At 63.4% G+C, this 26,793-nt stretch carries 29 protein-coding genes, 1 tRNA gene and 2 pseudogenes; 15 read left to right on the top strand and 17 right to left on the bottom strand.

Annotation, left to right across the window (positions count from 1 at the left end; translation table 11 throughout):
- The first annotated feature begins 30 nt into the window (after positions 1-30).
- Positions 31-903 (top strand): hypothetical protein, encoded by an 873-nt coding sequence (locus ACVWZA_RS20210; RefSeq protein WP_457313238.1) that lies wholly within the window; start codon positions 31-33, stop codon positions 901-903.
- A gap of 109 nt (positions 904-1,012) precedes the next feature.
- Positions 1,013-1,792: a phosphoribosylaminoimidazolesuccinocarboxamide synthase gene (gene purC / locus ACVWZA_RS20205; protein WP_457313237.1), complete on the top strand. Its 780-nt coding sequence runs from the start codon at positions 1,013-1,015 to the stop codon at positions 1,790-1,792.
- Between the two features lie 4 nt (positions 1,793-1,796).
- On the opposite strand, the gene ACVWZA_RS20200 is transcribed toward purC, so the two are convergent.
- Positions 1,797-1,946, bottom strand: a complete 150-nt coding sequence (locus ACVWZA_RS20200) for a hypothetical protein (protein WP_457313236.1) — start codon at positions 1,944-1,946, stop codon at positions 1,797-1,799.
- 135 nt (positions 1,947-2,081) lie between these two features.
- Between ACVWZA_RS20200 and purS the strand changes: the two genes are divergently transcribed.
- Together purS and purQ are read left to right on the top strand one after the other, a co-directional pair.
- On the top strand, positions 2,082-2,312 hold the full coding sequence (purS, locus tag ACVWZA_RS20195) for a phosphoribosylformylglycinamidine synthase subunit PurS (protein WP_457313235.1): 231 nt from the start codon (positions 2,082-2,084) through the stop codon (positions 2,310-2,312).
- The gene (gene purQ / locus ACVWZA_RS20190; protein WP_457313234.1) at positions 2,309-2,977 is read left to right on the top strand and encodes a phosphoribosylformylglycinamidine synthase subunit PurQ; all 669 of its coding nucleotides are present in this window, start codon (positions 2,309-2,311) and stop codon (positions 2,975-2,977) included. The genes purS and purQ overlap by 4 nt, the downstream gene beginning before the upstream one ends.
- 12 nt (positions 2,978-2,989) lie before the next feature.
- Here the strand turns inward: purQ and ACVWZA_RS20185 are convergent, their stop codons facing one another.
- Both ACVWZA_RS20185 and ACVWZA_RS20180 read right to left on the bottom strand, forming a co-directional pair.
- Positions 2,990-4,669 carry an MFS transporter gene (locus tag ACVWZA_RS20185; RefSeq protein ID WP_457313233.1) on the bottom strand — a complete coding sequence of 560 codons (1,680 nt, stop codon included), beginning with the start codon at positions 4,667-4,669 and terminating at the stop codon, positions 2,990-2,992.
- Positions 4,666-6,000, bottom strand: coding sequence for a M20/M25/M40 family metallo-hydrolase (locus ACVWZA_RS20180; protein ID WP_457313232.1), 1,335 nt, complete (start codon positions 5,998-6,000; stop codon positions 4,666-4,668). The genes ACVWZA_RS20185 and ACVWZA_RS20180 overlap by 4 nt, the downstream gene beginning before the upstream one ends.
- A gap of 58 nt (positions 6,001-6,058) precedes the next feature.
- Here ACVWZA_RS20180 and ACVWZA_RS20175 point away from each other — a divergent pair, with 58 nt between their 5' ends.
- Both ACVWZA_RS20175 and ACVWZA_RS20170 read left to right on the top strand, forming a co-directional pair.
- Entirely contained in the window at positions 6,059-6,820 is a 762-nt protein-coding gene (locus ACVWZA_RS20175; RefSeq protein ID WP_457313231.1) for an NUDIX hydrolase, read from the top strand.
- Between the two features lie 57 nt (positions 6,821-6,877).
- Positions 6,878-7,606, top strand: coding sequence for an extensin-like domain-containing protein (locus tag ACVWZA_RS20170; RefSeq protein ID WP_457313230.1), 729 nt, complete (start codon positions 6,878-6,880; stop codon positions 7,604-7,606).
- 68 nt (positions 7,607-7,674) lie between these two features.
- Here ACVWZA_RS20170 and ACVWZA_RS20165 read toward each other — a convergent pair whose 3' ends face one another.
- The 3 genes and pseudogenes from ACVWZA_RS20165 to ACVWZA_RS20155 form a co-directional block, all read right to left on the bottom strand.
- Entirely contained in the window at positions 7,675-8,226 is a 552-nt protein-coding gene (locus ACVWZA_RS20165) for a hypothetical protein (RefSeq protein ID WP_457313229.1), read from the bottom strand.
- 605 nt (positions 8,227-8,831) lie between these two features.
- Positions 8,832-9,605: pseudogene (locus ACVWZA_RS20160) on the bottom strand (transglutaminase-like domain-containing protein); the annotation flags it as partial.
- Positions 9,606-9,777: 172 nt separating this feature from the next.
- Complete coding sequence (locus ACVWZA_RS20155; RefSeq protein ID WP_457313228.1) at positions 9,778-10,512, bottom strand: Bax inhibitor-1/YccA family protein; 735 nt, start codon at positions 10,510-10,512, stop codon at positions 9,778-9,780.
- Between the two features lie 119 nt (positions 10,513-10,631).
- On the opposite strand from ACVWZA_RS20155, the gene thpR reads away from it, so the two are divergent.
- A complete protein-coding gene (thpR, locus tag ACVWZA_RS20150; RefSeq protein WP_457313227.1) occupies positions 10,632-11,174 on the top strand; it encodes an RNA 2',3'-cyclic phosphodiesterase in 543 nt (180 codons plus the stop codon).
- A 6-nt stretch (positions 11,175-11,180) separates the two neighbouring features.
- Here the strand turns inward: thpR and ACVWZA_RS20145 are convergent, their stop codons facing one another.
- Positions 11,181-11,717: a superoxide dismutase family protein gene (locus ACVWZA_RS20145; protein ID WP_457313226.1), complete on the bottom strand. Its 537-nt coding sequence runs from the start codon at positions 11,715-11,717 to the stop codon at positions 11,181-11,183.
- Positions 11,718-12,249: 532 nt separating this feature from the next.
- On the opposite strand from ACVWZA_RS20145, the gene acnA reads away from it, so the two are divergent.
- Genes acnA through ACVWZA_RS20125 form a run of 4 tightly spaced genes read left to right on the top strand, consistent with a single transcriptional unit; the run spans position 12,250 to position 17,002 of the window.
- Positions 12,250-14,934, top strand: a complete 2,685-nt coding sequence (gene acnA / locus ACVWZA_RS20140; protein WP_457313225.1) for an aconitate hydratase AcnA — start codon at positions 12,250-12,252, stop codon at positions 14,932-14,934.
- A gap of 43 nt (positions 14,935-14,977) precedes the next feature.
- Positions 14,978-15,271: a CBU_0592 family membrane protein gene (locus tag ACVWZA_RS20135; RefSeq protein WP_457313224.1), complete on the top strand. Its 294-nt coding sequence runs from the start codon at positions 14,978-14,980 to the stop codon at positions 15,269-15,271.
- Between the two features lie 22 nt (positions 15,272-15,293).
- Positions 15,294-16,451, top strand: a complete 1,158-nt coding sequence (locus tag ACVWZA_RS20130) for an isovaleryl-CoA dehydrogenase (protein WP_457313223.1) — start codon at positions 15,294-15,296, stop codon at positions 16,449-16,451.
- 5 nt (positions 16,452-16,456) lie between these two features.
- On the top strand, positions 16,457-17,002 hold the full coding sequence (locus tag ACVWZA_RS20125) for a DUF1697 domain-containing protein (protein ID WP_457313222.1): 546 nt from the start codon (positions 16,457-16,459) through the stop codon (positions 17,000-17,002).
- Between the two features lie 52 nt (positions 17,003-17,054).
- Here ACVWZA_RS20125 and ACVWZA_RS20120 read toward each other — a convergent pair whose 3' ends face one another.
- Entirely contained in the window at positions 17,055-17,648 is a 594-nt protein-coding gene (locus ACVWZA_RS20120) for a DUF3617 domain-containing protein (protein WP_457313221.1), read from the bottom strand.
- Positions 17,649-17,933: 285 nt separating this feature from the next.
- Positions 17,934-19,376, bottom strand: a complete 1,443-nt coding sequence (locus ACVWZA_RS20115) for a glycosyltransferase family 2 protein (RefSeq protein WP_457313220.1) — start codon at positions 19,374-19,376, stop codon at positions 17,934-17,936.
- 94 nt (positions 19,377-19,470) lie between these two features.
- Between ACVWZA_RS20115 and ACVWZA_RS20110 the strand changes: the two genes are divergently transcribed.
- Complete coding sequence (locus ACVWZA_RS20110; protein ID WP_457313219.1) at positions 19,471-20,043, top strand: cytochrome b; 573 nt, start codon at positions 19,471-19,473, stop codon at positions 20,041-20,043.
- Between the two features lie 165 nt (positions 20,044-20,208).
- On the opposite strand, the gene ACVWZA_RS20105 is transcribed toward ACVWZA_RS20110, so the two are convergent.
- Together ACVWZA_RS20105 and ACVWZA_RS20100 are read right to left on the bottom strand one after the other, a co-directional pair.
- A tRNA-Gln gene (locus tag ACVWZA_RS20105) sits at positions 20,209-20,283 on the bottom strand.
- Positions 20,284-20,340: 57 nt separating this feature from the next.
- A complete protein-coding gene (locus tag ACVWZA_RS20100) occupies positions 20,341-21,438 on the bottom strand; it encodes a branched-chain amino acid aminotransferase (protein ID WP_457313218.1) in 1,098 nt (365 codons plus the stop codon).
- A gap of 93 nt (positions 21,439-21,531) precedes the next feature.
- Here ACVWZA_RS20100 and ACVWZA_RS20095 point away from each other — a divergent pair, with 93 nt between their 5' ends.
- The gene (locus ACVWZA_RS20095) at positions 21,532-22,020 is read left to right on the top strand and encodes a MarR family transcriptional regulator (RefSeq protein ID WP_457313217.1); all 489 of its coding nucleotides are present in this window, start codon (positions 21,532-21,534) and stop codon (positions 22,018-22,020) included.
- A 250-nt stretch (positions 22,021-22,270) separates the two neighbouring features.
- On the opposite strand, the gene ACVWZA_RS20090 is transcribed toward ACVWZA_RS20095, so the two are convergent.
- The 6 genes from ACVWZA_RS20090 to ACVWZA_RS20065 form a co-directional block, all read right to left on the bottom strand.
- Positions 22,271-23,053, bottom strand: coding sequence for a pyrroline-5-carboxylate reductase family protein (locus ACVWZA_RS20090; RefSeq protein WP_457313271.1), 783 nt, complete (start codon positions 23,051-23,053; stop codon positions 22,271-22,273).
- Positions 23,054-23,070: 17 nt separating this feature from the next.
- Complete coding sequence (locus ACVWZA_RS20085; protein ID WP_457313270.1) at positions 23,071-23,571, bottom strand: YbjN domain-containing protein; 501 nt, start codon at positions 23,569-23,571, stop codon at positions 23,071-23,073.
- A gap of 100 nt (positions 23,572-23,671) precedes the next feature.
- On the bottom strand, positions 23,672-23,953 hold the full coding sequence (locus tag ACVWZA_RS20080; RefSeq protein ID WP_457313216.1) for an accessory factor UbiK family protein: 282 nt from the start codon (positions 23,951-23,953) through the stop codon (positions 23,672-23,674).
- Positions 23,954-23,976: 23 nt separating this feature from the next.
- Positions 23,977-24,498 (bottom strand): TspO/MBR family protein, encoded by a 522-nt coding sequence (locus ACVWZA_RS20075; protein WP_457313215.1) that lies wholly within the window; start codon positions 24,496-24,498, stop codon positions 23,977-23,979.
- Positions 24,499-24,662: 164 nt separating this feature from the next.
- Positions 24,663-25,397 carry a TlyA family RNA methyltransferase gene (locus tag ACVWZA_RS20070; protein WP_457313214.1) on the bottom strand — a complete coding sequence of 245 codons (735 nt, stop codon included), beginning with the start codon at positions 25,395-25,397 and terminating at the stop codon, positions 24,663-24,665.
- The gene (locus ACVWZA_RS20065) at positions 25,378-25,722 is read right to left on the bottom strand and encodes a winged helix-turn-helix transcriptional regulator (protein WP_457313213.1); all 345 of its coding nucleotides are present in this window, start codon (positions 25,720-25,722) and stop codon (positions 25,378-25,380) included. The genes ACVWZA_RS20070 and ACVWZA_RS20065 overlap by 20 nt, the downstream gene beginning before the upstream one ends.
- A gap of 78 nt (positions 25,723-25,800) precedes the next feature.
- Between ACVWZA_RS20065 and ACVWZA_RS20060 the strand changes: the two genes are divergently transcribed.
- Both ACVWZA_RS20060 and ACVWZA_RS20055 read left to right on the top strand, forming a co-directional pair.
- Positions 25,801-26,235 carry a PaaI family thioesterase gene (locus ACVWZA_RS20060; RefSeq protein WP_457313212.1) on the top strand — a complete coding sequence of 145 codons (435 nt, stop codon included), beginning with the start codon at positions 25,801-25,803 and terminating at the stop codon, positions 26,233-26,235.
- 211 nt (positions 26,236-26,446) lie between these two features.
- Positions 26,447-26,698: pseudogene (locus ACVWZA_RS20055) on the top strand (RBBP9/YdeN family alpha/beta hydrolase); the annotation flags it as partial.
- Positions 26,699-26,793: the final 95 nt, after the last annotated feature.

Raw genomic sequence — 26,793 nt, 5'->3', positions numbered from 1 at the left:
TGTTGTATTACACGGAACGGGAGAGCGGCAATGCGCAACACGTTGTTGATGACCATCCCTCTGGCACTGGCGGCGTGCAGCCCCGCGCCCGATCGGGCCGAAATGAGCCAAAAAGACGCGGCGATGGAAAGTGCGCCGGCAGCGTCTCAGGCCGACAGTGCCGCTCTGGGAATCGCGGTGACCGCCGCGCCCGGCGTCGCGTTCACCTATCGCTACGCCTTTCGCTTGCCGTCCGAGCGCATTTCGGCGGCGCAGGAAGCGCATGCGGTGGCGTGCGAGAAGCTCGGCATTGCCCGGTGCCGTATTACAGGCATGCGTTATCGACTGCTCGGCGAGAACAACATCGAGGCGATGCTGTCGTTCAAGCTCGACCCGGCGATCGCCCGCGCATTCGGCAAGAGCGGCATTGCGGAAGTCACGGCAGCCAAGGGCACGCTGGTCGACGCCGAAATCACCGGAACCGATGCCGGTGCCGCGATCGACCGGCTGACCACACAGCGCAGCCGCGCTTCGGACGAATTGCACCGCATCGATGGCGAATTGGCCAGGCCCAAACTGACCGCGAGCGAGCGCGCCGAATTGCAGCGCCAGCGCGCGGAGATCGTGCAGAATATCAGCGCGACCGATGACAGCCGCGCGGAACAGCGCGAGAGCCTGGCCACCACGCCGATGACCTTCAACTACGAGTCGGGCGCGGCGATCCGCGGATTCGACGCGAGCGCCCCGCTGAGCAGTGCGCTCGATACCGGCATCGGATCGGTCCAGATCACCATTGCCGTGCTACTCGGCGCGATCGCGATCTTCGGCCCGCCGGGATTGATTGTGCTGCTCGGCTGGCTCGCCTGGCGGCGGTTTCGGCCGCGCCGTCGGCTGCGCGCGGCGAAATTGGATGGTGTTGAATAATTGCGCCTCTGAAACGCATGGCGTATAGCTTCGCGTTCCTGGCCCCGGCCCGCGCATCCGCGCCGCCGGGGCTGTCTTTTCGTGACCGTTTTTTCAGGGGTAATGCCGCATGGCTCGCCGCCGCCAAATCTACGAAGGCAAGGCAAAGATCCTGTACGAGGGTCCGGAGCCGGGTACGCTGATCCAGTATTTCAAGGACGATGCGACCGCCTTCAACGCCCAGAAAAAGGGCACGATCAGCGGCAAGGGCGTGCTCAACAACCGGATCAGCGAGCATATCTTCACTCTGCTCGGCCTGATCGGCGTGCCGACCCATTTCATTCGCCGCCTCAACATGCGCGAGCAGCTGATCCGTCAGGTCGAGATCATCCCGGTCGAGGTGGTGATTCGCAATGTTGCGGCGGGTTCGCTGTCGACGCGGCTGGGGATCGAGGAGGGCACGCAACTGCCCCGCACGATCATCGAATATTATTACAAGGACGACGCGCTCGGCGATCCGATGATCACCGACGAACATATCGCAGCGTTCGGCTGGGCCAGCCAGGAGGAGATGCACGACATCGCCGACCTGGCGATCCGCGTGAATGATTTCCTGTGTGGTCTGTTCGCCGGGATCGGCATCCGGCTGGTCGACTTCAAACTCGAATTCGGCCGCATCTGGGACAATGATTACGCGCGAGTCATCCTCGCCGACGAGATCAGTCCGGACGGTTGCCGCCTCTGGGATATGGAAACCAACGAGAAGCTCGACAAGGATCGCTTTCGCCGCGACCTCGGCGGCGAAGTCGAGGCATATCAGGAAGTTGCGCGCCGTCTTGGCCTGATGCCCGAAGGTGTCGACGGTGCCGTGCTCGACCTGGAAAAGCACCGCAAGAGCAAGGGTAAATAAGCCTTCAGCCCGTCGCGCGACAACCGCAGATGATGCCAAACACAAAGGCGCTGAACAAGGCGGGCTGAACCCGGCCGACCGGGTCGGTCCAGCCAAAATATTGCCCGCCGAACGCGAACGGCGCGACGAACATGGTCATGGCGAGGGTGGCCACGGCATGATTCCCCAAAATGGCACCTCGCTTCAGCGCGACTCGCCGCACCGAATTCGTAAACGAGCGATGAAGCTTGCGGCACGCGGGCGGCCTCGCCATAGGACCCGTGCCCGCCAAAAGCATCAGGACCTGCCCATGAAACTCCGCATCTTCGTCACGCTGAAACCCGGCGTGCTGGATCCGCAGGGCAAGGCGATCCACAAGGCGCTCGACGGCCTGGGCTTTGCCGGGGTCAACGACGTACGCGCGGGCAAACTGATCGAGCTCGATGTCGCCGATGCGACCGACGACGCCACGATCGACGAGATGTGCCGCAAGCTGCTCGCCAATACGGTGATCGAAAATTATCGGGTTGAACGGGCATGAAATCCGCGGTCATCGTCTTTCCCGGATCGAACTGCGACCGCGATCTGGCGGTGGCGATTCGCGATGTCAGCGGCATGGCGCCGACCATGGTGTGGCATGGCGATACGGAGCTTCCCGACGATCTCAGCCTGATCGCACTGCCCGGCGGTTTTTCCTATGGCGATTACCTGCGCTCCGGCGCGATGTCGGCGCGGTCGCCGATCATGCGCGCGGTGATCGATGCGGCGGGGCGCGGCGTGCCCGTGCTCGGCGTGTGCAACGGTTTCCAGGTGCTGACCGAGGCCGGGCTGCTACCCGGTGCGCTGATGCGCAATGCCGGCATCGACTTCGTATGCCGCGACGTCACACTTACGGTCGAGAATTCCCAGTCGATCTTCACCAGCCGCTATGCCGAGGGTGAGAAGATCACCATTCCCGTCGCGCATCATGACGGCAATTTCTTCGCCGACGCGGCCACGCTCGACCGGCTTGAAGGCGAAGGCCGGGTGGCGTTCCGTTACGACGGCACGGTCAACGGCTCGGCGCGCGACATTGCGGGCGTGATCAACCCAAGCGGCAATGTGCTGGGCATGATGCCCCACCCGGAACGTCGCATCGAGACCGCGCATGGCGGCAGCGACGGTCGCCGGCTGTTCGAGGGATTGCTGGAACTGGTCGGCGCCTGATCCGGCCTCGCCTCACTCGATGCTGCGCCGAAATGTCTCGGGCAGCAGGAACAGGCCGAGGATGACGGTCAGGGCGGCAACGACGATCGGATACCACAGGCCGTAATAGATATCGCCGGTCGCCGCGACCATCGCAAAGGCGGTGGTCGGCAGGAAACCGCCGAACCAGCCATTGCCGATATGATAGGGCAGCGACATCGAGGTGTAGCGGATGTTGGTCGGGAACAGTTCGACCAGCAGTGCGGCGATCGGCCCATAGACGGCGGTTACCAGCAGGACGAGAACGAACAGGATCGCGACGACCATCGGCTTGTCGATCCGTGCCGGATCGGCCTTGGCGGGGTAGCCGGCCTTGACCAGGCCGGCTTTCACTTCATCCTGAAAGCTCGCGATCGCCGCCTTTCGAGCGGCCGCGGTCATCGTTGCCGGGTCGACGATCGAATAGACTTGCTGACCGATCGTGATCGCAGTCAGGCGACGAACGCCAGGCGCCAGCACCTGCTCCGCCTGATACGGCACGCCGGCCTTGGCCAGATAGGATTTGGCGACATCGCAACTTGAGGATTCGAAACGGTTCTTGCCGATCGGATCGAATTGGAACGAACATTGATCGTCATAGGAAACGACGCTCACCGGCGCGCTTGCCTGCGCCGCGGCCAGCGCCGGATTGGCGGCATAGGTCAGCGCGTGGAACAACGGAAAATAGGTCAGCGCGGCAATCGCGCAGCCCGTCAGGATGATCGGCTTGCGCCCGATCTTGTCGGACAGCCAGCCAAAGATGAGGAAGAACGGTGTGCCGAGGGCAAGCGCGATGGCGATCAGGATATTGGCGGTCGCGCCATCGACCTTGAGCATTTTTTCAAGGAAGAACAGTGCGTAGAATTGGCCGGTGTACCAGACCACCGCTTGCCCCGCGACCGCACCGACCAGCGCAATGATGACGATGCGCAGATTGCCCCATTTGGCGAACGCATCGGTCAGCGGCGCCTTCGATGCTTTGCCTTCGGCTTTCATCTTGAGGAAGACCGGGCTTTCCTCGAGCTGCATGCGTATCCACAGGGAAACGCCGAGCAGTACGATCGAAACGATGAACGGCACGCGCCAGCCCCAGTCGGCAAACGCCGCTTCGCCGATCGCGGTGCGCACCCCGATCACCACCAGCAGGGCCGCGAACAGGCCGAGCGTCGCCGTGGTCTGAATGAAGCTGGTGTAAAGCCCGCGGCGATGGTTCGGCGCATGCTCCGCGACATAGGTCGCCGCGCCGCCATATTCACCACCGAGCGCCAGGCCCTGCAACAGCCTGAGCACCACCAGCAGAATCGGCGCGGCGACGCCGATCGTCGCATAGCTCGGCAGCAGGCCGACGACGAACGTAGACAGGCCCATGATGCCCATGGTGGCGAGGAAAGTATTCTTGCGCCCGACCAGATCGCCGATCCGGCCAAAGAGAAGCGCACCGAACGGCCGCACCGCGAAACCAGCCGCGAATGCCGCGAGCGCGAAGATGAACCCCGTCGTCTCGTTCACGCCGGAGAAGAATTGCGCGGTGATGATCGTCGCGAGCAAGCCGTAAAGGTAGAAATCGTACCATTCGAACACGGTGCCGAGCGACGAGGCGGCGATAACGAGTTTTTCGCTCTGCGTCGCCTTGTGATGAGGCGGCAGGTCCTCGATCGTCGCCGCGTCGCTCATTTAGCGGCCGAAAGCCGGGTCATCAGGATCGCCGCGCGCTTGCCCTGGCGGCGAATACTGTCGAGATCGACCGTCTCGCCCGGCGCATGATCGCCGCTGCTGCTGGTGCCGAGACCGATCAGCCCATCGACATCGCCCGCGACGAAGGAGATATCGCCCGCACCGCGCTTGAGCGGATCGAGCGCCGCCATCGCGTCGAGCCGGAGATCCTTGTTCACGATATTAAGCGCATCGAGCAGCGCTTTATTGCCGGCGGTCGGCGCCATCGCCGGATAGCTGCCCGGGTCGAACGCGATCTTCGCATCGGTGCCCGGCGCATGCGCCGCGACGATCGCCTGCATCTTGGCGCGGACGCGGTCGGTCTGCTCGGGCGACAAGGTGCGGAAATCGCCGCGCGCGACCGCCGTCTGAGGAATGATGTTACCCTTGCCCGCCGCTGTTGCGCGCACCGCATCGGCGTCGAGCGCGGCACTCGACCCGCCGGCGATGATGCCGGTGTTGAAGGTCAAATTGGGTTCAGGCAATTCCTTGCGGAATGCTGCCAGGATACGCGTCATCTCGTTGATCGCGCCGTCGCCATATTCGCTTGAGAAGATCAATGAGGAATGGCCGGTCTTGCCGGTGGTCGTGATCGTCCAGGTGTTCGACGACCGCCGTGCGATCGAGCCCATATCCTTGCCGTCCTCAATCGCCAGCCCCTCGAAATCGAGCGCGACATCGGCGCGCTTGCCCGCCGCGATCAGGTCGGCGCGGGCGACCTCGACCGGGTCACCCGCATCCTCCTCGTCGCCCGACAGCATGATCTCGATATTGGAGTCCTTTAGCGTCCCCGCCGCGTGCATCGCGCGCAGCGCGGCAAGCATCACGACCATGCCGCCCTTGTCGTCACCGGCGCCGGGCCCCTCGCCTTTTTCGCCCTTGCGGGTGAATTTCTGGAACGGTGAATCCTTCTCGAACACCGTGTCGAGATGGCCGATCAGCAGCAGCTTCTTGGCGCCGGGCTTGCCGGTTTTGGTCGCGATCAGATGGCCGGCGCGATTGGCGGCGGCTTGCGGTTTCCATTCCACGGTGAAACCGAGCGGCTCGAGTTCGGCGCGCATCATCTTGCCGACCGCCTCGACTCCGACGAAGTTCATCGTGCCACTATTCTGGTCGACCAGCTTCTGCAGCAGCGCGACCGAGCGTTCATATTCGGCATCGACCGTCTTCGCCATACGCGCCTCGGCTGCGCTGAGCTTTGCCTGGGCGGTAGCGGGAATGATGGCGATCAGGGCGGCGCCGAGCAGCGCGCGAAAAGCGATATGGTTCATGGCCGTCAGGGATAGCGGCATTCCAGCGCGGCTGCCAAGGGAACTATCGCCACCGGCCGGGCGATACTACATCCAACCGATGACCGATGAATTTCCCGAAGCCATTCCCGCCGCGACGCTGGTGCTGCTCCGCGAACGCCCGGGCGGCGCTCCCGAATTGCTGATGGTCGAACGCGCCAAGACAATGGTCTTCGCCGCCGGCGCCCTGGTCTTTCCCGGCGGGCGTATCGACCCCGGCGATCACTCGCTCGCGACGATCCTGGGTGGCGATAGCGATGATATGGCGGGACGGATCGCCGCGATCCGCGAGACGATCGAGGAAGTCGCGATGCCGATCGGGCTCGAGCCGGTACCGACGTCGGAGGGTCTCGCGGCGCTGCGTGCCGCGCTGCACGCCGGAACCTCGTTCGGCGCCGCGCTGGCCGATGCCGGCTTGTCGGTCGATCCGTCGTCGCTTGTGCCCTATGCGCGCTGGCTGCCGCGCCACGCCAATATGCGCATCTTCGACACGCGTTTCTATCTTGCCCGGCTCCCGGCCGACGCGCCCTTGCCCGAGGTCGATGCGACGGAGAATGTCCGGGTTTTATGGACGACAGCGCAGCAAGTGCTTGATGATGCCGACGCCGGGCGGGTGAGGATCATCTTTCCGACGCGGCGCAATCTCGAACGGCTCGCGCAATATCGCAGCTTCGCCGATGCCATCGACGATACGATCCGCCATCCGATCGAGACGGTCACGCCATGGATCGAACAGCGCGGCGGCGAGGAGCATCTCTGCATCCCGCACGATATCGGTTATCCGGTCGCGTCGGAGACGATCGCGAGCGCCCTTCGTGGTTGAGTTGGGCGTGGGTCGGGCGTGGTTGAGGCCGGACGTGATTGAGATCGGGCGCGGCTGATGCACACGGTGCGGCGCATCGCCGGCGCCGCCGTCGCGGGCGCGCTCATGCTGGTGTTCTTCCTGGCGATCTTCGCGGCGCTCCGCGGCCGACCGCAGGATTTGCCCTGGACACCGCTCGACCTGTCGCAGCCGGTCGGCATGTTCACCGGACGCAAGCTTGCCGGCCTGGCTCACGATTACCCAAAATGCCGCGCACTGCTCGACAAGGCCGGGGTGCGATACAGCGAAGTCGAACCCGTTATCGCCGGCCAATGCGGCTATCGCGATGGCGTTCGCTTCGAGAGTGGCGGAGCGCGACGAATCGACTTCAAGCCGGCATCGGTCAAAACGTCATGTCCGGTCGCGGCGGCGCTCTCGGTGTGGGAATGGAATGTCGTGCAACCAGAAGCGCGGCGCTTTTTCGGCCAACGCGTCACCAGTATCGATCATCTCGGCAGTTATAATTGCCGCAACATGTATGGCCGCGCGACCGGGTCGCTGAGTGAGCACGCGACCGCGGATGCGATCGATATCGCCGGCTTCACGCTGGAGGACGGCACCAAGATCACCGTGCTCGCCGACTGGGCCGATACCGGGGACAAGGGCACGTTCCTGCGTGCCGTGCGCAACGGCGCGTGCCGCCTGTTCTCGACCGCACTCTCGCCGGATTACAACGCGGCGCACCGCGATCACTTCCACTTCGACCAGGCGGAGCGGGGTCAGATGGGTTGGCGCTCGTGCCATTAGCGCTGGGCCTCTCGTATCTGCCTCGTGAAGAGCGACGCCCGCCCCCGGCCAGGGGCAGGCGCTTCAAATCAGTTCGGAAGAGCCGCCACATCGACCTTCTCGACCCATTTGGGGAAGAACCCCGGCGCGCGGTTCGACCAGCCCGACGCGGTCGCCGCGGCTTCGCTGATCGACTGCAGCAATTTGCGCCGCAGGTCGGGATGGAGATGCGGCAAGGCCGAGGCCGAACAAAAGGCCGCAGGCAGCCATGGCCGCACATCGGCTCCGATCAGCCGCTCATAGAGAAAGCGATAGGCCGAAAAAGTGGTCAGCCGCCCCTGCCCCAGATCGAACGCGGTGACCGTCATCAGTGGCGCGAGAAATGGCTCGACCGCATCGAGACCGCTATCGTCGGGCATCATCGCACGAATATCGGGGAGGCGTTCGTAGAGCCGGGCCTGAGCGCGGATGCTCGCCGCTTCGACCACGTCGCGCGACCAGCGCGCCATCGCATCGTCACGATCGAGCCCGACGTCGAGCGAGCGGCGCACATAACGCTGCGTCGCCGAACTGAACCCGGCAAATTCCTTCATTTCCGCCAAGGTCATCGCGCCGTTGGCTGGTTTCATCCTGGAACCCATGTCGTCACCCCGCCCGCATTGTTGGACCGGAGCGGATCATGCGCCAAGATGGTTAACGCCATGCTTAACGCCGTGTCGTCCGGCGTTAAGCATGGAATCATACTTCTTGTTGCGACGCAACAAACGTTGCGATGAATGGATCGAGACAGACAAAAAGGTCGTCAGGTGCGACGTTTACGCAACATTTTTAGCAATCTGATCTGGTTGATCCGGGCCGGACCGGCTTGGGGTCAATCGCGACCCTTCTGGATCTTCGCCTCTGCAAGAGCATCGAAGCCCGAGGATTTGGCCGGAGCGTTGTTGTGTACCGGCTGGGTCGATGCCGGCGGATCCGACGCATCCATCGACTCGTCGAGCGCGGCATCGAGCCGAGCCTCCTCATCCTCCGGATTCTTCTCCAGGCGCTTCACGATCGATTCGTCCTGGCCGGCATTCTGGCGCGGATGGTGGATCTGATCGTTCTCGTCGGGTTCGGGTGGGGCGACCGACAGGCTGTCGAGCGCCTTGGGGTCGATCGTCTTGCTGTCATCGTTCATGGCCAATCCTCTTTTGGCTGTTCCGGTAACAGAACGATCGGTTTGCGCGGTCGTTCCGGCTTCGTCGTCCAGGCGCGTGACTTTCACGGTCTGCACGTACATCGTTGCCGTGCCGAAGACGGTCATGAACGCGATGTCGGTCGCGTCGCGGCCCACCGCCACTCGCGCGATCTCGCCGCAACTGGCCATGCCGGTCGCGTCGATCAGATGCCAGCCACCGGCCAGCCACACTTCGGCGACGGCGTGGAAGTCCGGCGGATCGACGCCGGGCGCATAGGCCGATACGCAGCGCGCCGGAATGCCCCCCGCCCGGGCCAGCGCGACCAGCAGATGCGCATAATCGCGGCACACGCCGCGCCGGTCGGCAAACGTCATCATCGCGGTCGTAACGCCGCTGCTCGAACCCGATGCGTAGGTCAGGTGTTCGCGCACCCATGTGCCGATCGCCGACGCCAGCGCGCCGCCCTCCAGCCCGGCGAACTCGCCCTGCACGAACCCTTCGAACCGGTCGGATTCGCAATAGCGGCTCGGCAACAGATAAGGGATCGCCTCGGCCGGCAACTCGGCCATCGCGGTCGGTGGCAGGGTCGAGAGATCCACGCCGGCGCGGTCGATCACCACGATCGCATGATATTCTGCCTGAAAGGGTCCGGTGCCCCGCGCCCAGGTGCGCTGCCCGATCCCGTCCTCGCCCGGCATCGCACGCAGCGGATCGTTGGAATAGACCCGCAGGTCCTGATGCTCGAGCCGCTGGTCGGCCATCGCCGCCGCCTCGATCTGCAACAGCACCTCCGCGCTGTCGTCGACGAAATAGTCCAGCATGACGTCGATCGAGAGGCGCATTGATGTTCCCGGAAAAATCCCGATCGTACCCGAACGGCGCGACGGGCGATTGAGTGTGCTTAGCGGGGCGAGATGCAAGTGAAATGACTTCGCTCAACATCAGAACGCCGCATAAAGAAAAAGGCCCGGCAGGTTTCCCCGCCGGGCCTTTCGCCGCATCAGTATGCGCGCCCTAGTTCCGGCTGGAACCGAAGATGCGCAGCAGGAAGAGGAACATGTTGATGAAGTCGAGGTACAGCGACAGTGCTGACATGATGACCACGCGGCCTTCGTGTTCGGTGCCCGCGACCTGCGCGTACATGCTCTTGGTGCGCTGCGTATCGTAAGCCGTCAGGCCAGCGAACACGACCACGCCGATGATGCTGATGACCAGCGCCATGACGCCAGACTGGAACCACAGGTTGAGCAGGCTCGCGACGATCAGGCCGACCAGGCCCATGATCAGGAAGGTGCCGACCGCGGTCAGATCGCGCTTGGTGGTGTAGCCGTAGAGCGACAGGCCGGCGAACGCCGCGGCGGTCGCGAAGAACGCCTGCGCGATCGAGGTGTCGGTGTAGCGCAGGAACACGGTCGAGAGCGACAGGCCCATCGCGATCGCGAAGCCCCAGAACATCGCCTGAAGCGTCGGCATCGACATACGGCCCTGGCCGAAGCTCATCGCGAACACGAATGCCAGCGGCGCGAACATGATGACGTATTTCAGGATGCCTGAGCCGTCGAACACCGCCTCGGCATAACCGGTCGACGCGAACAGCATCGCGACGACGCCGGTCAGCAGGATGCCCGACGTCATGTAATTATAGACGGACAGCATATAGGCGCGAAGACCCGCATCGTACGTTTCCGTACGCGCGCCCGTCGTCGCGAAGTTCGCGGCGTTCGGCCGGGGGTCGGACCAGTTTGCCATGTCGTAGTAACTCCTATGCCCGGCCTCATGCCGGATAAGCGTCAATATCGTCGGTCCGGACCTTTTTTTCAAGCGAAAGCGGTTGGCATCGCCCATGCGGTCCGCGCTAGACAACACGGATGCACCGCTTGTTCGTCGCGCTCCGCCTGCCCCCTACGATCCGCGAGGCGCTTGACCTCATCATGGACGGCGTTCCCGATGCGCGCTGGCAGGATGACGAACAGCTTCATCTGACGCTGCGTTATGTCGGCAAGGTCGATCGTCACATGGCCGAGGACGTTGCAGTCACGCTGAGCGGCATCCGGGCACAGCCGCTCGTCTTGCGCCTTTCCGGCGTCGGCCGGTTCGACCCGCAAAGCGGCAATGACAGCCTGTGGGCAGGGGTCGGGCCGCACGAGCCGCTCGCCGCGCTGCATCGCAAGATCGATCACGCGCTGGTTCGATGCGGCCTGCCGCCCGAGGGCCGAGCCTATCGGCCGCACATCACGCTGGCGCGCCTGTCGAAGCGCGCCGGGCGGCAAATCGAAACCCGCGAATGGCTGGTTGCGCACGCGGCGCTGACCAGCGAGCCTTTCACGCTCGAGCAATTCATTCTCTACGAAAGCCATCTCGATAGCGACGACACGAGATACGAGCCGATCGGTCGCTGGCCGCTCGGCTGAGCCGGATCAGCTCGCGCCGAACACGCCACAGGCGATGCGCGCGCCGCTGTTTCCCGACGGATCGGTCATCAGATCGTCGGCCACGGCATGGACCACCAGCGCCGATCCGTCGGCATCGAGCAGCCCGGCCATGGTCGCACCGGGAATGGTGATGCCGAGCGTCCCGCGACCATCGGTGCCGATGATCAGATTGGGCAGGTCACCCTCGTGCGGCCCTTGCGAGTTCATCGAACCATGCTTCATGCCGGTCGGGTTCCAATGCCCGCCCGCGCTGGTGAATTCGGGCCCTTCGCACAATCCGGCCATATGGACATGCGCGCCGTGCGTGCCTGCCGGCATGCCCTTGGCATCGATCGTGAAGCGCAGGCCGCCGGCGACCTCGCTCGCACTGACCCGGCCGACATCCGCGCCGTTCGCTGTCTTGAGTATCCCCACCGCATGCGCGCCGCCCGCGATCGGCATGCCGGTCTCCATGCTCTTGTCGTTGCAGCCGGCAAGAGTGACCATCGCCAGCGCCGCCGTACCGATCAGAACCGTCCGCATGTCGTATCTCCCAGGTTGCCTAGTGTTTGTTGCATCCTATCAGGCGAACCCGTCGGACGGGCAAGGGTTCCATCAATCCGGCCGTGCAGGTCCGGGGTATCTCCGACCGGGGCATCGCTCGTCGGCAATGTGGCTCGACCATGGCTGGCGCGACCGGCATCCGGTGGCACCTGACACCATCAGGCACCGTCACATACCGTCACATCGTAACGGGAGAGATGTCACAAAGGGGTGTGACATATCTCCCGACCGCCCGTCATTTCTCTCAACCGCCCGTCATTGCCGTCGGGCAGATTGATTCAATCGCTGTTTGGCCTGCGCTATCCGGGCGCACATGAAAATCATGCCGGACATGATGCCAGAGTGAGAATTGCCGATGCGTCCAGCCAGCCCTTCCCCCCGCCCCACCCCCTTGCTAAAGCCCGCCCGACTCTAGGCATTCGCACATGCCGCTAGCGCGCCCGCGCGGGCCTTTACGTCCCGCCTCCCCGCCGCGCTCCGGCTGAGCACAACGGGAAGGACTCTCCGCCACATGACCGCCATCGGCCAGGACACGCTCTCCGCTCGCAAGACCCTCACCGTCGGCGACAAGTCCTACGACTATTATTCGCTCGCCACCGCGGCGGAGAAATATGGCGACATTTCGCGCCTGCCCTTCTCGATGAAGGTGCTGCTCGAGAACATGCTGCGCTTCGAGGACGGCAAGACGGTCACCACCGACGATGTGCAGGCGATCATCGACTGGCAGCAGGAGCGCCGCTCCGACCGCGAGATCCAGTACCGCCCGGCGCGCGTGCTGATGCAGGATTTCACCGGCGTCCCCTGCGTCGTCGACCTGGCGGCGATGCGCGACGCGATCACCAAGCTCGGCGGTGATGCGGCCAAGATCAACCCGCTCGTCCCGGTCCATCTGGTCATCGATCACTCGGTAATGGTCGATGAATTCGGCACGCCCAAGGCATTCACCGACAATGTCGATCTCGAATATAGCCGCAACATGGAGCGTTACGAGTTCCTCAAATGGGGCTCCAAGGCGCTCGACAATTTCTCGGTCGTCCCCCCCGGCACTGGCATCTGCCATCAGGTGAACCTGGAATATATCGGCCGTGGCGTGTGGTCGACCGACAGCGTCGGCGAGCATGGTGACGGCACGACGATCGCTTATCCCGACACGTTGGTCGGCACCGACAGCCACACCACGATGGTCAACGGCATGGGCGTGCTCGGCTGGGGCGTCGGCGGGATCGAAGCCGAGGCGGCGATGCTCGGCCAGCCGGTGTCGATGCTCATCCCCGAAGTCGTCGGCTTCAAGCTGCTCGGCGCGATGGCCGAGGGCATCACCGCGACCGACCTGGTGCTGACCGTCACGCAGATGCTCCGCGCCAGGGGAGTGGTGGGGCGTTTCGTGGAGTTCTACGGCCCCGGCCTCGACACGATGACGCTCGCCGATCGTGCGACCATCGCCAATATGGCGCCGGAGTATGGCGCGACCTGCGGTTTCTTCCCGATCGACACCAAGACGATCGATTATCTGAAGCTCACCGGTCGCCCCGACGAAACCGTCGCTCTGGTCGAGGCGTATTGCAAGGCGCAGGGTCTGTGGCACGATGCGGACAGCGTCGATCCGGTGTTCACCGACACGCTCGAACTCGACATGGCTACGGTCACCGCGTCGCTCGCCGGTCCCAAGCGCCCGCAGGACCGCGTCTCGCTGTCCAAGGTCGACGAGGTGTTCAACGGCGACCTGTTCAAGCTTTATAACAAGAACCGCCCGACCCGCGTCGCGGTCGAGGGCCGCGACCATGACCTGGGCGACGGCGATGTCGTGATCGCCGCGATCACCAGTTGCACCAACACCTCGAACCCGAGCGTGCTGGTCGCCGCCGGCCTGGTCGCTCGCAAGGCGCGCGCCGCCGGCTTGAGCTCCAAGCCCTGGGTCAAGACGTCGCTCGCGCCGGGATCGCAGGTCGTCACCGATTATCTCAACAAGGCCGGCCTGACCGAGGACCTCAATGCGATGGGCTTCAACCTGGTCGGTTATGGCTGCACCACCTGTATCGGCAATTCCGGCCCGCTCGCGACCGAATTGTCGGCGGCGATCAACGAGAATGACCTCGTTGCCGCGTCGGTATTGTCGGGCAACCGCAACTTCGAAGGCCGCGTGTCGCCCGATGTCCGCGCCAATTTCCTCGCCTCGCCGCCGCTGGTCGTCGCTTACGCGATCAAGGGTACCGTCACCGAGGACATGATCGAAACCCCGCTCGGCCAGGGGTCGGACGGACAGGACGTGTTCCTGAAGGACGTGTGGCCGACCAATGCCGAAATCAACGAAATCATGGCCGCGAACATCGACGATTCGATGTTCCGCGCGCGCTACGGCAATGTCTATCAGGGTGACGCGAAATGGAGCGGCATCCAGATCGAGGGTTCCGACACCTATCAGTGGCGCGCCGGATCGACCTATGTCGCCAATCCGCCTTACTTCGACGGCATGACGATGACCCCGGCCCCGGTGCAGGACATCATCGAGGCCCGACCGCTCGCCATTCTCGGCGATTCGATCACCACCGACCACATCTCTCCCGCCGGGTCGATCAAGGCGGATTCGCCCGCCGGCACGTTCCTGCAGGAACATCAGGTCAGCAAGGCCGACTTCAATTCCTATGGCGCGCGGCGCGGCAACCATGACGTGATGATGCGCGGCACCTTCGCCAATATCCGCATCAAGAACGAGATGGTTCCCGGCGTCGAGGGCGGCATGTCGTCCTACAAGGGCGAGGTCATGGCGATCTATGACGCGGCGATGCGATTCAAGGCGGACGGCGTGCCGCTGGTCGTCATCGCGGGCAAGGAATATGGCACCGGGTCGTCGCGCGACTGGGCGGCGAAAGGCACCAATTTGCTCGGTGTGCGCGCGGTGATCACCGAAAGCTTCGAACGCATCCATCGCTCGAATCTGGTCGGAATGGGCGTACTGCCGCTGCAGTTCGCCGACGGCGTGACCCGTCAGACGCTCGGCCTCGACGGATCGGAAAGCTTCACCATCATGAAGGTCGCCGAGATCCGTCCGCGCCAGGACGTCGAGGTCACCATGACCCGCGCCGACGGCACGATCGAAACCTTCATGACGCGCTGCCGCATCGATACCGTCAACGAGCTGGAATATTTCCTGCACGGCGGCATCCTGCAATATGTACTGAGAAACCTCGCGGCATGACCAGGTCGCTGATCGCCGCCCTCGCGTCGGTCAGCACGGAGACGTGTCGCCGTTCGATCGGCTCGACCAAGGTCGCGGCGTGACCGTCGCGATCGAATTGATCGGCTGGACCGGCGCGGTCCTGATCCTGGTCGCCTATCTGCTCGTCTCGACCGGTCGTCTCACCGGCCAGTCGCTGGCGTTTCAGTGGATGAACCTGGTCGGTGCGGCCTGCTTCATCATCAACAGCGGATCGCACGGCGCCCTGCCCTCGACGGTGTTGAACATATTATGGCTGCTGATCGGCATAGTCACGCTGTGGCGCATCACCGCCTCGGCGCGTAGGACGGTCGCGTAAAACCGAGTTCTGGAGAGCGACGATGAGCATGACCCTGGATTTCAACCTGGGCGAGAATGCCGACATGATCCGCGATACGACGGAGCGGTTCGCGACCGACCGGATCGCACCGCGCGCCGCCGCGATCGACGAGAATAACAAGTTCGATCGTTCGCTTTGGCCGGAAATGGGCGAACTCGGCCTGCATGGTATCACCGTCGAGGAAGAATGGGGCGGTCTCGGCCTTGGTTATCTCGAACATGTCGTCGCGATGGAGGAAGTGTCGCGGGCCTCCGCCTCGATCGGTCTCAGCTATGGCGCGCACTCCAATCTGTGCGTCAATCAGATCCGCCGCTGGGGCAATGACGAGCAGAAGACCAAATATCTGCCCAAGCTGATTTCCGGCGAACATGTCGGCAGCCTCGCGATGTCCGAAGCCGGATCCGGTTCCGACGTCGTCTCGATGAAGCTCAAGGCGACGCTGCAAGGCAATGACCGGTACCTGCTCAACGGCACCAAATTCTGGATCACAAATTCGACCGAGGCCGACACGCTGGTGGTCTACGCCAAGACCGACGGCGAGGCCGGTCCGCGCGGCATCACCGCCTTCCTGATCGAAAAGGGCATGCCTGGTTTCTCGGTCTCGAAGAAGCTCGACAAGATGGGCATGCGCGGCTCCGACACTGCCGAGCTGGTGTTCGAGGATTGCGAGGTTCCGGCCGAAAACGTCATGGGCCCGCTTAACGGCGGCGTCGGCGTGCTGATGTCCGGCCTCGATTATGAGCGCACCGTGCTTGCCGGCGGGCCGATCGGCATCATGCAGGCGTGCCTCGACGTGGTCCTGCCCTATGTCCGCGAGCGCAAGCAGTTCGGCACCCCGATCGGCAGCTTCCAGCTGATGCAGGCCAAGGTCGCCGACATGTATGTCGCGCTCAATTCCGCCCGCGCCTATGTCTATGCGGTGGCGCGCGCGTGCGATGCGGGCAAGACCACGCGCTTCGACGCGGCGGGCGCGATCCTGCTGGCGTCCGAGAATGCGGTGAAGACCTCGCTCGAGGCGATTCAGGCACTGGGTGGTGCCGGCTATACCAGGGAATGGCCGGTCGAACGTTTCCTGCGCGATGCCAAGCTCTATGATATAGGCGCCGGCACCAACGAGATTCGCCGCTTTCTGATCGGGCGCGAACTGATCGGCGCCTGATACAAATGCCGGCCTGCGTCGCCTTGTTTCGCAGCATGGTGATCGGCGACCGGCGATTGTCGCGCGAAACCCTGCTGCGCTTGGCTGACGCGGTCGGTGGCAGCGACGCGCGCACCGTGATCGCCACTGGCAATCTGCTATTCCGGTCACGCAAGGGCGCTGACAGGCTGGAACGCGAGCTCGAGGCGGCCTGTGTCGCGGAATATGGTCGCGCGACCGAGGTCGTGGTCAAGACAGCCGCACAATGGCGCAGTTTGATCGCCGGCAATCCGTTCAAGGCGGAAGCCGAAGCAACGCCCTCGCAGGTGATCGTCTGGGCGATGCGCGATCCGCTGCCCGATCACGGCCTCGATCAGCTGCGCCGCCGCGCGCAAGGCATCGAGCGCGTTGAACGATCTACAAGCGGCGATTTCTATTGCTGGTTCGGCAATGGCGTGATTGCGGGGTCGAAGCTGATCAGCGGCTTCGGGCTGAAATCACTCGGCGCGGTCGGCACCAATCGCAACTGGAGCACGGTGATGAAGATCGAGGCTGCGCTCGGTCGCATGTGAAAGGCCCGGGGATCAGCGCTTCAACTGATCCCCGGGGCCCTATGCGTTAGGGTCAGCTCGCCTTGGCGACGCATTCGCCGGTGCGACGGCCAGACGATTTCGCCTGCATCGTCATGGTCTGCCCGCCGGGCATGCCCGAGACGGACGAGGAAATCTCGTTGGAGAAGGCGGTCGATGAATAAGTGCCCGCCATGGTCGTCTTCGATTGACCCGGCATGTTCGGCAATTTGCACGACATGACCGCATTCAGCTTGCCCCCGGCCATGTTGAACTTGTCGAACTTGCAGTCTCCGGCGCCCTTGCCGGCAAACATGTCGCCGGCTGGCTTGGCAGCCTGTTCGGGCGTGATGCAGGTCGACGAAGTCTGTGCCGCCTGCTTCATCTGCGGCGCGCCCGCGGGCATGCCGGGAATTTCCATCTTGCCGATTTCAAACGTCATTTCCCACTGTCCGGGTTCCAGTTTGATCGCATCTTTCGCCTGGCTCGCGACGCTTTCGAGTGACGCATTCTCTGCGGAAACCTGCTTTTCACCCTTGCCGCAGCCGGCAAGAGCAAGCGCCGCAATTAAGGTCGTGACGGAAGCAGCTTGAAATACGCGCATAAACTCTCCTGTTTCAGGCGCTACGTACAAGGCGGCGCGCGGCAAGAGAGACGAATCCGGCAAGCGATGTCAACCGCGTCAACCAAGTGGCATCACCCCGTAATGGTTCCAACACGATGCAAGAGCGAATCGGTATCCCGTTATTTATGCTGATCATTTCTTTAACTACGACACTGCCGCGTGGTCTCAGCGCCGTTCGGCATGACCTTGTACGATCAAAGCGGGAAAGGTGTCCAAGCGCGGAATCCGCGCCCGGTACTGGGACCGGAAAAGCAGCGAGTTGAACCAAGCGATCGACCGGGAATGGTTTATCGCCCCGGCGCGCTGCACTCATCCCCTCAGGCGCGGGCCAAATGCAGTGCGGGACTGGGCGTGCCAGGTTTCCCGGCCGGTCAAGAAGGCTATCCAGCCCCATATCGCGCCCGCATGACGTAAAAGCTGAAAGGTGAATGGCTCGGCGATTGCCGCCACGATCGCCGGACCGATCGACAGGCCTTTTTCCTGTCCGGTCCAGCGCTTGTAGATACCGAGCGACCAGAGGTGGAAGGTCAGGTCGATGGCGATCTTGACCAGCATCACGACCAGGATCGGCAGCGCGATCATGAAACGTCCGGTCACCACCAGCACGATCAGAATCACGAAGGCGGCAAGGCCATAAACCGGCTGGAACGTGTCGAGCGCCTTGATCGGCAGCATCTTGGTGCCAAGCCGGCCGAAATGCGCATTACCGACCATGTCACGATTCCAGTGCTGCGTTTGCAGGAAGCCGCCGAACCAGCGTCGGCGCTGACGCAGAAAGGAGAGCATATCGGCCGGCGCATCGGTATAGGCGAGTGCGCCGCCGACCACGCGCACGCGCCAGTCGCAGCCAATGTCGGCAGCATGGCGATAGAGCCGATGGATCAGCTCATAATCCTCCACCATGCAGTCGGCGTCGAAGCCGCCGACCGCGATCACCGCGTCGCGCCGGAACGCGGCGAATGCGCCGGAGATCAGCAACAGGCTCGACACCTGTTCCCAGGCGTGGCGTGACAGGAAATTTCGGACATATTCGTACGACTGGAACCATTCGAAGAGTCGGCCCGACAGATGCGGACCGCAGACCGGCGCGAGTACACCGGTCGCCGCGACCAGTTGAGGTTCGACGGCAAAGGCGGCGCGCATCGCCGCGATCGCGTCGGGCTTGAGCATCGTGTCGGCATCGACAGTCAGCACCACGTCGCAATCGATCGCGAGCAGCGCGTCATTCAGTGCGTGCGCCTTGCCGCGATGCGCCAGCCGCAACCACCGCAGCGTCGGATGGGATGCGACCAGCATGCTCAGCGCGCCCAATGATGGCTTAGCCAGCCCGAACCGCGATCCCAGTAACAAGGCCGTGGAGTCGTCCGACCCGTCATCCGCGATCAGGATGACATCGGGCGCCTCGCGTTGCGATTGCAGCCGGGCGATCGTCGTCTCGATCACGTTGGCCTCATTATAGGTCGCGACGATCACGCCGAGCGTTGGGCGCGCCCGGTCCTTCTTCTCGGGCTCGAGCGGCGCGGCGGCGAGGTTACGGATATTGAGTGCGGTGAAAAACAGCAGCGCGGTATCGTACAGGATATAGGCGATGCCGATCGACCAGACCGCAATCCCCTGGCGCAGAAAGGCCTGCACCAGCAATATGGCGAAGATTGACGGGGCAAGCAGGCCGATCAGGCGCCCTTTCATCGGGACCGGCCGCGGCGAATAGCGCGGAGATTCCGCGACCAGCGTCGCGTTCAAGGATGTCATGATCTACCGATGCGATATAGGTTCGTTTGCGAGATCGCGTTGCGGCGCGGCCGTTTCAAGGCCGAGCGTCATCAATGAAGTGGAATAGCGTCGAATGGTTGCTCGATATACGCGGACGGCCATCGCGCTGCATTGGATCGTCGCCGCTGGTGTCATCGCCAATATCGCGTTGGCCTGGCTCTGGCCTTATGTTGCGGACGAATCCGTGCGGCCGGCGATCGATACGCACAAATCGATCGGCATTGCCGTGCTCGGCCTGGCGATCATGCGGCTGTTATGGCGCCTGGCGCATCGCCCGCCGCCAATGTCCGAACAGCTAGCCCCGATCGAGCGCAAGACGGCATGCGCCGTCCATTGGGCGCTCTATCTGCTGATTTTCGCGATGCCGTTGACCGGCTGGATCATGGACTCTGCCTATAAGGATGCGGCAGCCCATCCAATGTACTGGTTCGGCCTGTTCGAATGGCCCCGGATCGCCGCCATAATGCATCTCGATCCGGCACTGCGCGACCAGATCCATGACGGGTTCGGCGCGGCGCATGGGTATCTAGCCTGGGCGATTTATGCGCTGGTCGCACTTCATGTCGCCGGCGCTCTCAAGCATCAATGGTTCGACCATGAACGCGAGCTAGAGCGGATGTGGCCAGAAAAAAGGCTGAGACGCTGACAGCTCAGCAGATAAGCACCGCTCCGCCAGGCCTATATCGGCGATGGCCGGACCGCCATTGACCGCATCGGCCATGCTGCGCGAATCGCCCTGTCATCCGAATAACCGCAGTTCGCCAAAACAGCCGAGGCCGATTGGTGCGGTTGCTTCATAAAACAGAAAGACTGGCTGGGGCGGCAGGATTCGAACCTGCGCATGGCGGCATCAAAAGCCGCTGCCTTACCGCTTGGCGACGCCCCAACGAGAATGCGCGGCCTTAAAGCCGGTTATGCCCCATGAAAAGGGGCAAAGCGCCGATCAATCGAGCCGCGAGACCCAGCCGTGCGGATCTGGCGCCTGGCCGCGCTGAATCTCGACCAGCCGGGCGCGCATTTGCGAGGTCAATTGCCCCGCCGAACCGCTGCCGATCGTGAAGCTGCCCTCGGGCGTCGCGACCTTGCCGATCGGCGTGACCACCGCAGCGGTACCGCAGGCGAAACTCTCGGTCAGCCTGCCGCTCGTCGCATCGGCGCGCCATTGGTCGAGCGAATAAGGCTCCTCACGCACCGTGATGCCCTGATCGCGCGCCAGAGTGAGGATCGAATCGCGGGTGATGCCGGGCAGGATCGTGCCGGTCAGCGGCGGGGTCACCATCGATCCGTCATCGAACACGAAGAAGATATTCATGCCGCCCAGTTCCTCGATCCAGCGGCGCTCGACCGCATCGAGGAAGACGACCTGATCGCAGCCCTGACGAATGGCCTCGGACTGCGCGAGCAGGCTGGAGGCGTAGTTCCCGCCACACTTGGCCGCACCCGTGCCGCCCGGTGCCGCCCGCGTGTAATCCTGCGACACCCAGAGCGAGACGCTCGGCGCGCCTCCCTTGAAATAGGCACCGACCGAAGAGGCGATGACGATGTAGAGATATTCCGAGCTTGGTTTCACGCCGAGGAACACCTCGCTCGCGAACATGAAGGGGCGCAGATAAAGCGAGCCGCCCTCGCTGTCCGGGATCCATTCCTTGTCGATCTCGACCAACCGGCGGACCGATTCGAGGAAGATGTCCTCGGGCAGTTCGGGCATCGCCATACGCCGCGCCGAAGACTGGAAGCGCTTGGCATTCGCTTCGGGCCGGAACAGCGCGATGCCGTCATCGGCGACTCGATAGGCCTTCATGCCCTCGAAGATTTCCTGCGCGTAATGCAGCACCGACGAGGCCGGATCCATCTGCAACGGCGCGCGCGCCTGGATCTTCGCGCTGTGCCACCCCTGCCCCTCAGTATAGCGCACCACCGCCATATGGTCGGTGAAGACCCGGCCAAAACCCGGGTCGACCAGCCGCGCCGCTCGCTCGCTCGCCGCGACGGGCGAAGGGTTGGGTTCGAATTCGAACGACAAGCCGATAGTCGCGGTCATGGTCTTCCTCTGGCGGTCGGGATCGCCGAACCCGGACAAGGGGCATGGCAAACAGGTTGCGAACGCCTAAGGCGGATGGCAAAACGGGTCAACATGGCTGCCCCAACCCCCTCCGCTTCGCCACTTTTCCTCCGCGAGCCCGAAATCCGGCGCGGTGTGGAACTGCTTTATTTCGGTAACAGCCACCTCACGCGGGCGATCGATCGCGGCCTGGCGGCTCAGGGCCTTGGCCGCGCGCATCACCGTGCGCTCTATTTCGTCGCGCGTCAGCCCGACATGACGGTCAGCCATCTGCTCGCTCTGCTCGCCATCACCAAACAATCTTTGGGCCGTGTTCTGAATGAGTTAACCGATCGCGGGCTGATCGAGGTACGTCCCGGCGAGCGCGACCGACGGCAGCGATTGCTGCGATTGACGGCGGACGGCGCGGCGCTGGAGAACGAATTGTTCGAGGCACTTCGCGAACGTCTTTCGGCCGCTTATGCGAGTGCCGGACAAGCGGCTGTCGGCGGTTTTTGGGCCGTGCTCGAGGGGCTCATTCCCGCCGAGGAGCGGCCACGCGTCGAGAGCCTGCGCGATTGAGGCACAGGCTTTGTGTCGACTTGCACACAAAGACCTTCTGCCGTCGCCCTGAGCCTCTCGAAGCGCCCTTGATTCGACTTGCGCGGCTTGAACGGCCCAATGTCATCCGATCATTCACAGCCAACCGACCGCCGGATCAGAGCATCTTGAGATTTCGAGCAACGCCAGCTTGTCGGCATCGAACACTGTGGTGCCGAATTCGTGCCCGCAGCGAGACCAACGGCCCGGTGCCGTAATAGGGTCCAACTCGCTATTCGCGGGCGGCGGCAGCCATTTCCGCGTTGCGTTTCGTGGCGGCTTGCAGCGTCTCCGTGAGTAGTTTCTGCAGCGCATCGTCGCGATCGAGCACATTCAGCCCCTCACGAGTCGAGCCGCCCGGGCTCGCCACACGATCGGCCAGTACTGCAGGCGAAACGTCGGCGGCAGCAGCGAGCAGCGCCGATCCCTCGACGGTCGAGACCGCGAGCCGCTGCGCCTGATCGGCGGAGAAACCCAGCGCGACGCCGCCAGCGGCCAGCGCATCGATAAACCGATAGAGAAAACCCGGCCCACTGCCGGCCAGCGCGGTGACGGCGTCGAACAACGACACATCGTCGATCCACTCAACCAGCCCGAGCGGCGCCATCAACCTGGCGATGTCGTCGCGTACGGCGGGGCCGGCGCTATCCGAGTGAAGTCCGACCACGCCCTTGCCGATGCCGACCGGAAGATTGGGCATAGCCCGCACGATCGCCCCAGCCTGAAACCGGTTGGCCAAACTCGCTTCCTCGACCCCCGCAAGGATCGAGACCAGCACGGGCACACCGGCCAGCCGATCGGCGAACCGCGCCGCGATGTCGCCGATCTGCTGCGGCTTCATGCCAAGCATCACCATATCGGGCAGCGGCCCACCCGGCAGGTCGCGCGCCTGACGCACGCCCGGCGGTAGGTCGCGGTCGCCGCGATTCACGATATCGACCTGGTCGGCGGCAATCACGCCGCTGGCAATCCATTGGCGCAGCATCGCACCGCCCATATTGCCGCACCCGACCATCCACAGCCGTGAAATGCTCACGCTTCGCCCTGCGTCTCGGTCATCGCCGCGGCCATTGCTTCCTTGGGAGTCTTGCCGCCCCAAAGGACGAACTGGAACACCGGGTAAAAACGCTCGCACTCGTCGATCGCGGAATCGACCAGCAATTCGGCCGCGCCAAGCGACAGGGTGCCGCCATCGCTCTCGATCATCGCGGCGTGACGATAGAGCAGGATGCCGCTCGACGACCAGAGCTCGAAATGACCGACCCAGAGCTGTTCGTTGATCAGCCCGATCGCCTCGTAGATTGCGGCGCGACGCTCGTCCGTGACGCGGATGTCGGGGAAAGCGAGGAATTGCAGCACGCTGTCATCGTCGCGCCACAGCGCGCGAAGCTCATATTGCGTCCAACTGCCCTTGACCTTGGCGATCACCTCATCCTCGAGGCGTTCATGTTCCCAGCCATGCGCAGCGAAATAGCTTTCGAGCATGTCGATCGGCGCGGCGTCGTCGCGTTCATAATCGGCTTCGTCGAGCATCACTCGAAACCCCCACTTATTAAAATGGAGGTGCCGGGGGCAATGAACTCATGCAAGCCTAAGGTCGGCAAGATTTCAGAAAAACTTGTGGAAAAGATGGTCAGACTCCGGCTTTCGGCTTTCCGGCGGCCTTGCCGGCAGCGACCTTGGCTTCGAGCGCGTCGAGCCGCGCGCGCAGCGCATCGGCATCGTCACGCGCGGCGGCGGCCATCGCCTTGACCGCATCGAACTCGTCGCGCGACACGAAATCGAGCCCGCCGATCCATTCCTTGGCGCGCGAACGGGCGCCCGCCTCGGCTTCGCGGCCGACGCCCGCGAGCGTGCCGGCGGCACCGTTCACGAACTTCACGAAATCGTCGAAGAGCTTGTTGTCGGACTGCATGGTCAATTATTCCCGGGAAAGTTCTAAAGGCTAATCTGGGTGCTGCTTGATGACGGCACAAGTGTTTCGGCATTGGGGTTGAGCTGATCGATCCTGTAGGTCAGGATTCCCGCGACCACCAGCCAGGCCAGATAAGGCACCAACAACCAGGCCGCGGCGGTGCGGATCCGACCGAATACCATCGTCGTCGCCAGCGCGAGCACGAACATCACGCCGATCACGATGAGCGACCAGAACACCTGATGCGCGCCGAAGAATAACGGGCTCCAGATCAAATTGACCACCATCTGCGCCGCGAACAGGATGATCGCCGACCCACGCAATTTCGATCCGCGCGCATGGATGATCATCGCCAAAGCGAGACCCATCAGGATATAGATTGTCGTCCAGGCGACCGGGAATGCCCAGTTCGGCGGCGTCGCTTCGGGTTTGACCAGCGCCGCATACCATCTGTTTTCGGACCCGGTCGGCACGATCCGCGCCGACGCGAAACCGAGCAGCAGGATGAAAGGCACGGTGACCACCGCCCAGCGCAGATACGCCATTCGTAGCTGCTCTTTCGATGCGATTTCCCTCAACGCGATCGCCCTTCCATGCTGCCCCCGCGGCAATTGTCGCCCATATATAAAGAATCGACGCGGAAACGGAGCGTTAAATTCTGCAGCTGCGAACAAAATAGGACGGTGTCTCCCTATCCTGTTCGCGGTCCCTATTGGCGAGTGGCGGCGATCAGGAATTCGATATTGCCCTCGGGACCGGTGATCGGACTTTCGACCACTCCGGATACAGTCCAGCCTTTCGCATCCAGCCAGGCCGCGACTTCGTCGCACACGCGAAGGTGGATCGCGGGATCGCGCACGACACCGCCCTTGCCCACTTCCTCGCGCCCCGCCTCGAATTGCGGTTTGATCAGCGCCATCAACCGCGCGCCCGGCCGCGCGAAGCCGAGCGGCACGTCGAGCACCTTGGCAAGGCCGATAAAGCTCGCGTCGCATACGATCAGATCGATGGTCTCGGGAATATGCGCCGGGGTCAGAATTCGTGCGCTGGTCTGTTCATGGACGATGACGCGGTCGTCCTGGCGCAGTTTCCATGCGAGCTGGTTGGTGCCGCTATCGACAGCATAGACTCGCACCGCACCGCGCTGAAGCAGCACATCGGTGAAGCCGCCGGTCGACGATCCGACATCGATCGCCACCAACCCGGTCACGTCCCAGCCGAAATGGTCGAGCCCATGCGCCAGCTTGATCCCGCCGCGCGACACCCACGGATGATCGCGGCCACGCACGTCGAGCACGACATCGTCGGCGATCGTCTGGCCCGGCTTGTCGATCTTGCGTTCCCCGGCGAACACCAGCCCGGCCATGATCAGCGCCTGCGCGCGGGTGCGGCTTTCGACCAGGCCGCGATCGACCAGCAATTGGTCAACGCGCGTCTTGGCCACGACGATCCTCCCCCGCGAACAGCCACGCATCGCCCCAGGCGCGCAATGCTTCATAAGTCGGCTTCAGCGCCTGCCCCGCGTCGGTCAGGCGATAGACCGCGCGTTTGCCCTCCGGCGGCACGCGTTCGAGCACGCCACCAGCGACCAGGATACCGAGCCGCGAGCTCAACGCCGCGCGCGAAATGTCTAGCCGCTCGAGAAACTGGTCGAACCGCTCCGCACCGAGGAACGCCTCACGCAGGATCAACAGCGCCCAGCGATCGCCGATGATACGCGACGCGCGGCCAACCGGGCATGGCGAACGGGACGGCTGATAAGATTTCATGGCACCGACGATTACGAAACTTGCCGCGCAGGGGATAGCATGGATATAGTCTGTTTTACAGACTTATGGGAGCCAGCCATGACCCGCACCGCCTTTGCCAGCAATGAAGAATCGATCGCCTATATGAAGCGGGTCGCGGTCGACGGCTCGGGCTTCACCCATTTTCTCGGCGTGGAGCCAGTGCTGTGCTGGCAGGGTGAATCCGAACTGACCCTCGATGTGCGCCCCGACATGACTCAGCATCACGGCTTCGCGCATGGCGCGATCGTCGGCCTGATGGCCGACAATGCCTGTGCCTGGGCGGCAAGCTCGGTCGCCGGCGATGTCGTGACCGGATCGTACAGCATCAATTTCCTCTCCCCCGCCAAAGGCAGCCGGCTGCGCGCGAAAGGGAGCGTGATCAAGGCGGGCAAAAGACAGGTGATCGTACGCGCCGATGTGTGGTCCGAATCGGGCGACTCGGACCCGGTTCTCGCCGCCGTGGCACAGGCGACGATCATCCCGATCGGCTGAACCGGCGGGTCGAGGCAACCTTTCTGTACGATGAACGGCGCGGTCGTTTCCGGCTGTCGCAACCGGCGCGCATTCTGGCGCAGGCCCTATTGCCTATCGAATTAGTAGGAATACCTTTTGCGTTGGGAAGCGTGACTGCTCGGCGTCCCCTAGAGCAAAGCGCGGTCACGTCTTCTCACCAGTTTTTCGCGAATTTATCGGGAGACAGAAGATGGGCACTTTTTCGCCGTTCAACCCTGCGCAACCGACCATATTGACCGTTCCCGGGCTCGGCGGCTCCGGCCCCTCGCATTGGCAGACGCTGTGGGAAAGCTCGCGGCCCGACACGGTCCGTGTCGAGCTCGGCATGTGGAATACACCGCATCGCAATGCCTGGGTGACCAAGCTCGACCAGGCGATCCGTCAGGCGCAGGCGCCGGTGATCCTTGCCGGGCATAGCCTGGGTTGCCTGGCCATCGCCTGGTAGAGGTGGCTCGGGGATTTTGGACAGAGCGTTTAAGTGGAGTTTCTGCCTGAAGGTGGCCAGTGTGGCTGCCGAACAGGAGATCAGATGACGAA

It is taken from the genome of Sphingomonas sp. UYAg733, assembly GCF_054057355.1.
The sequence above is the reverse complement of the archived record's forward strand: the minus strand, read 5'-3'. Positions and strand labels throughout refer to the sequence as shown.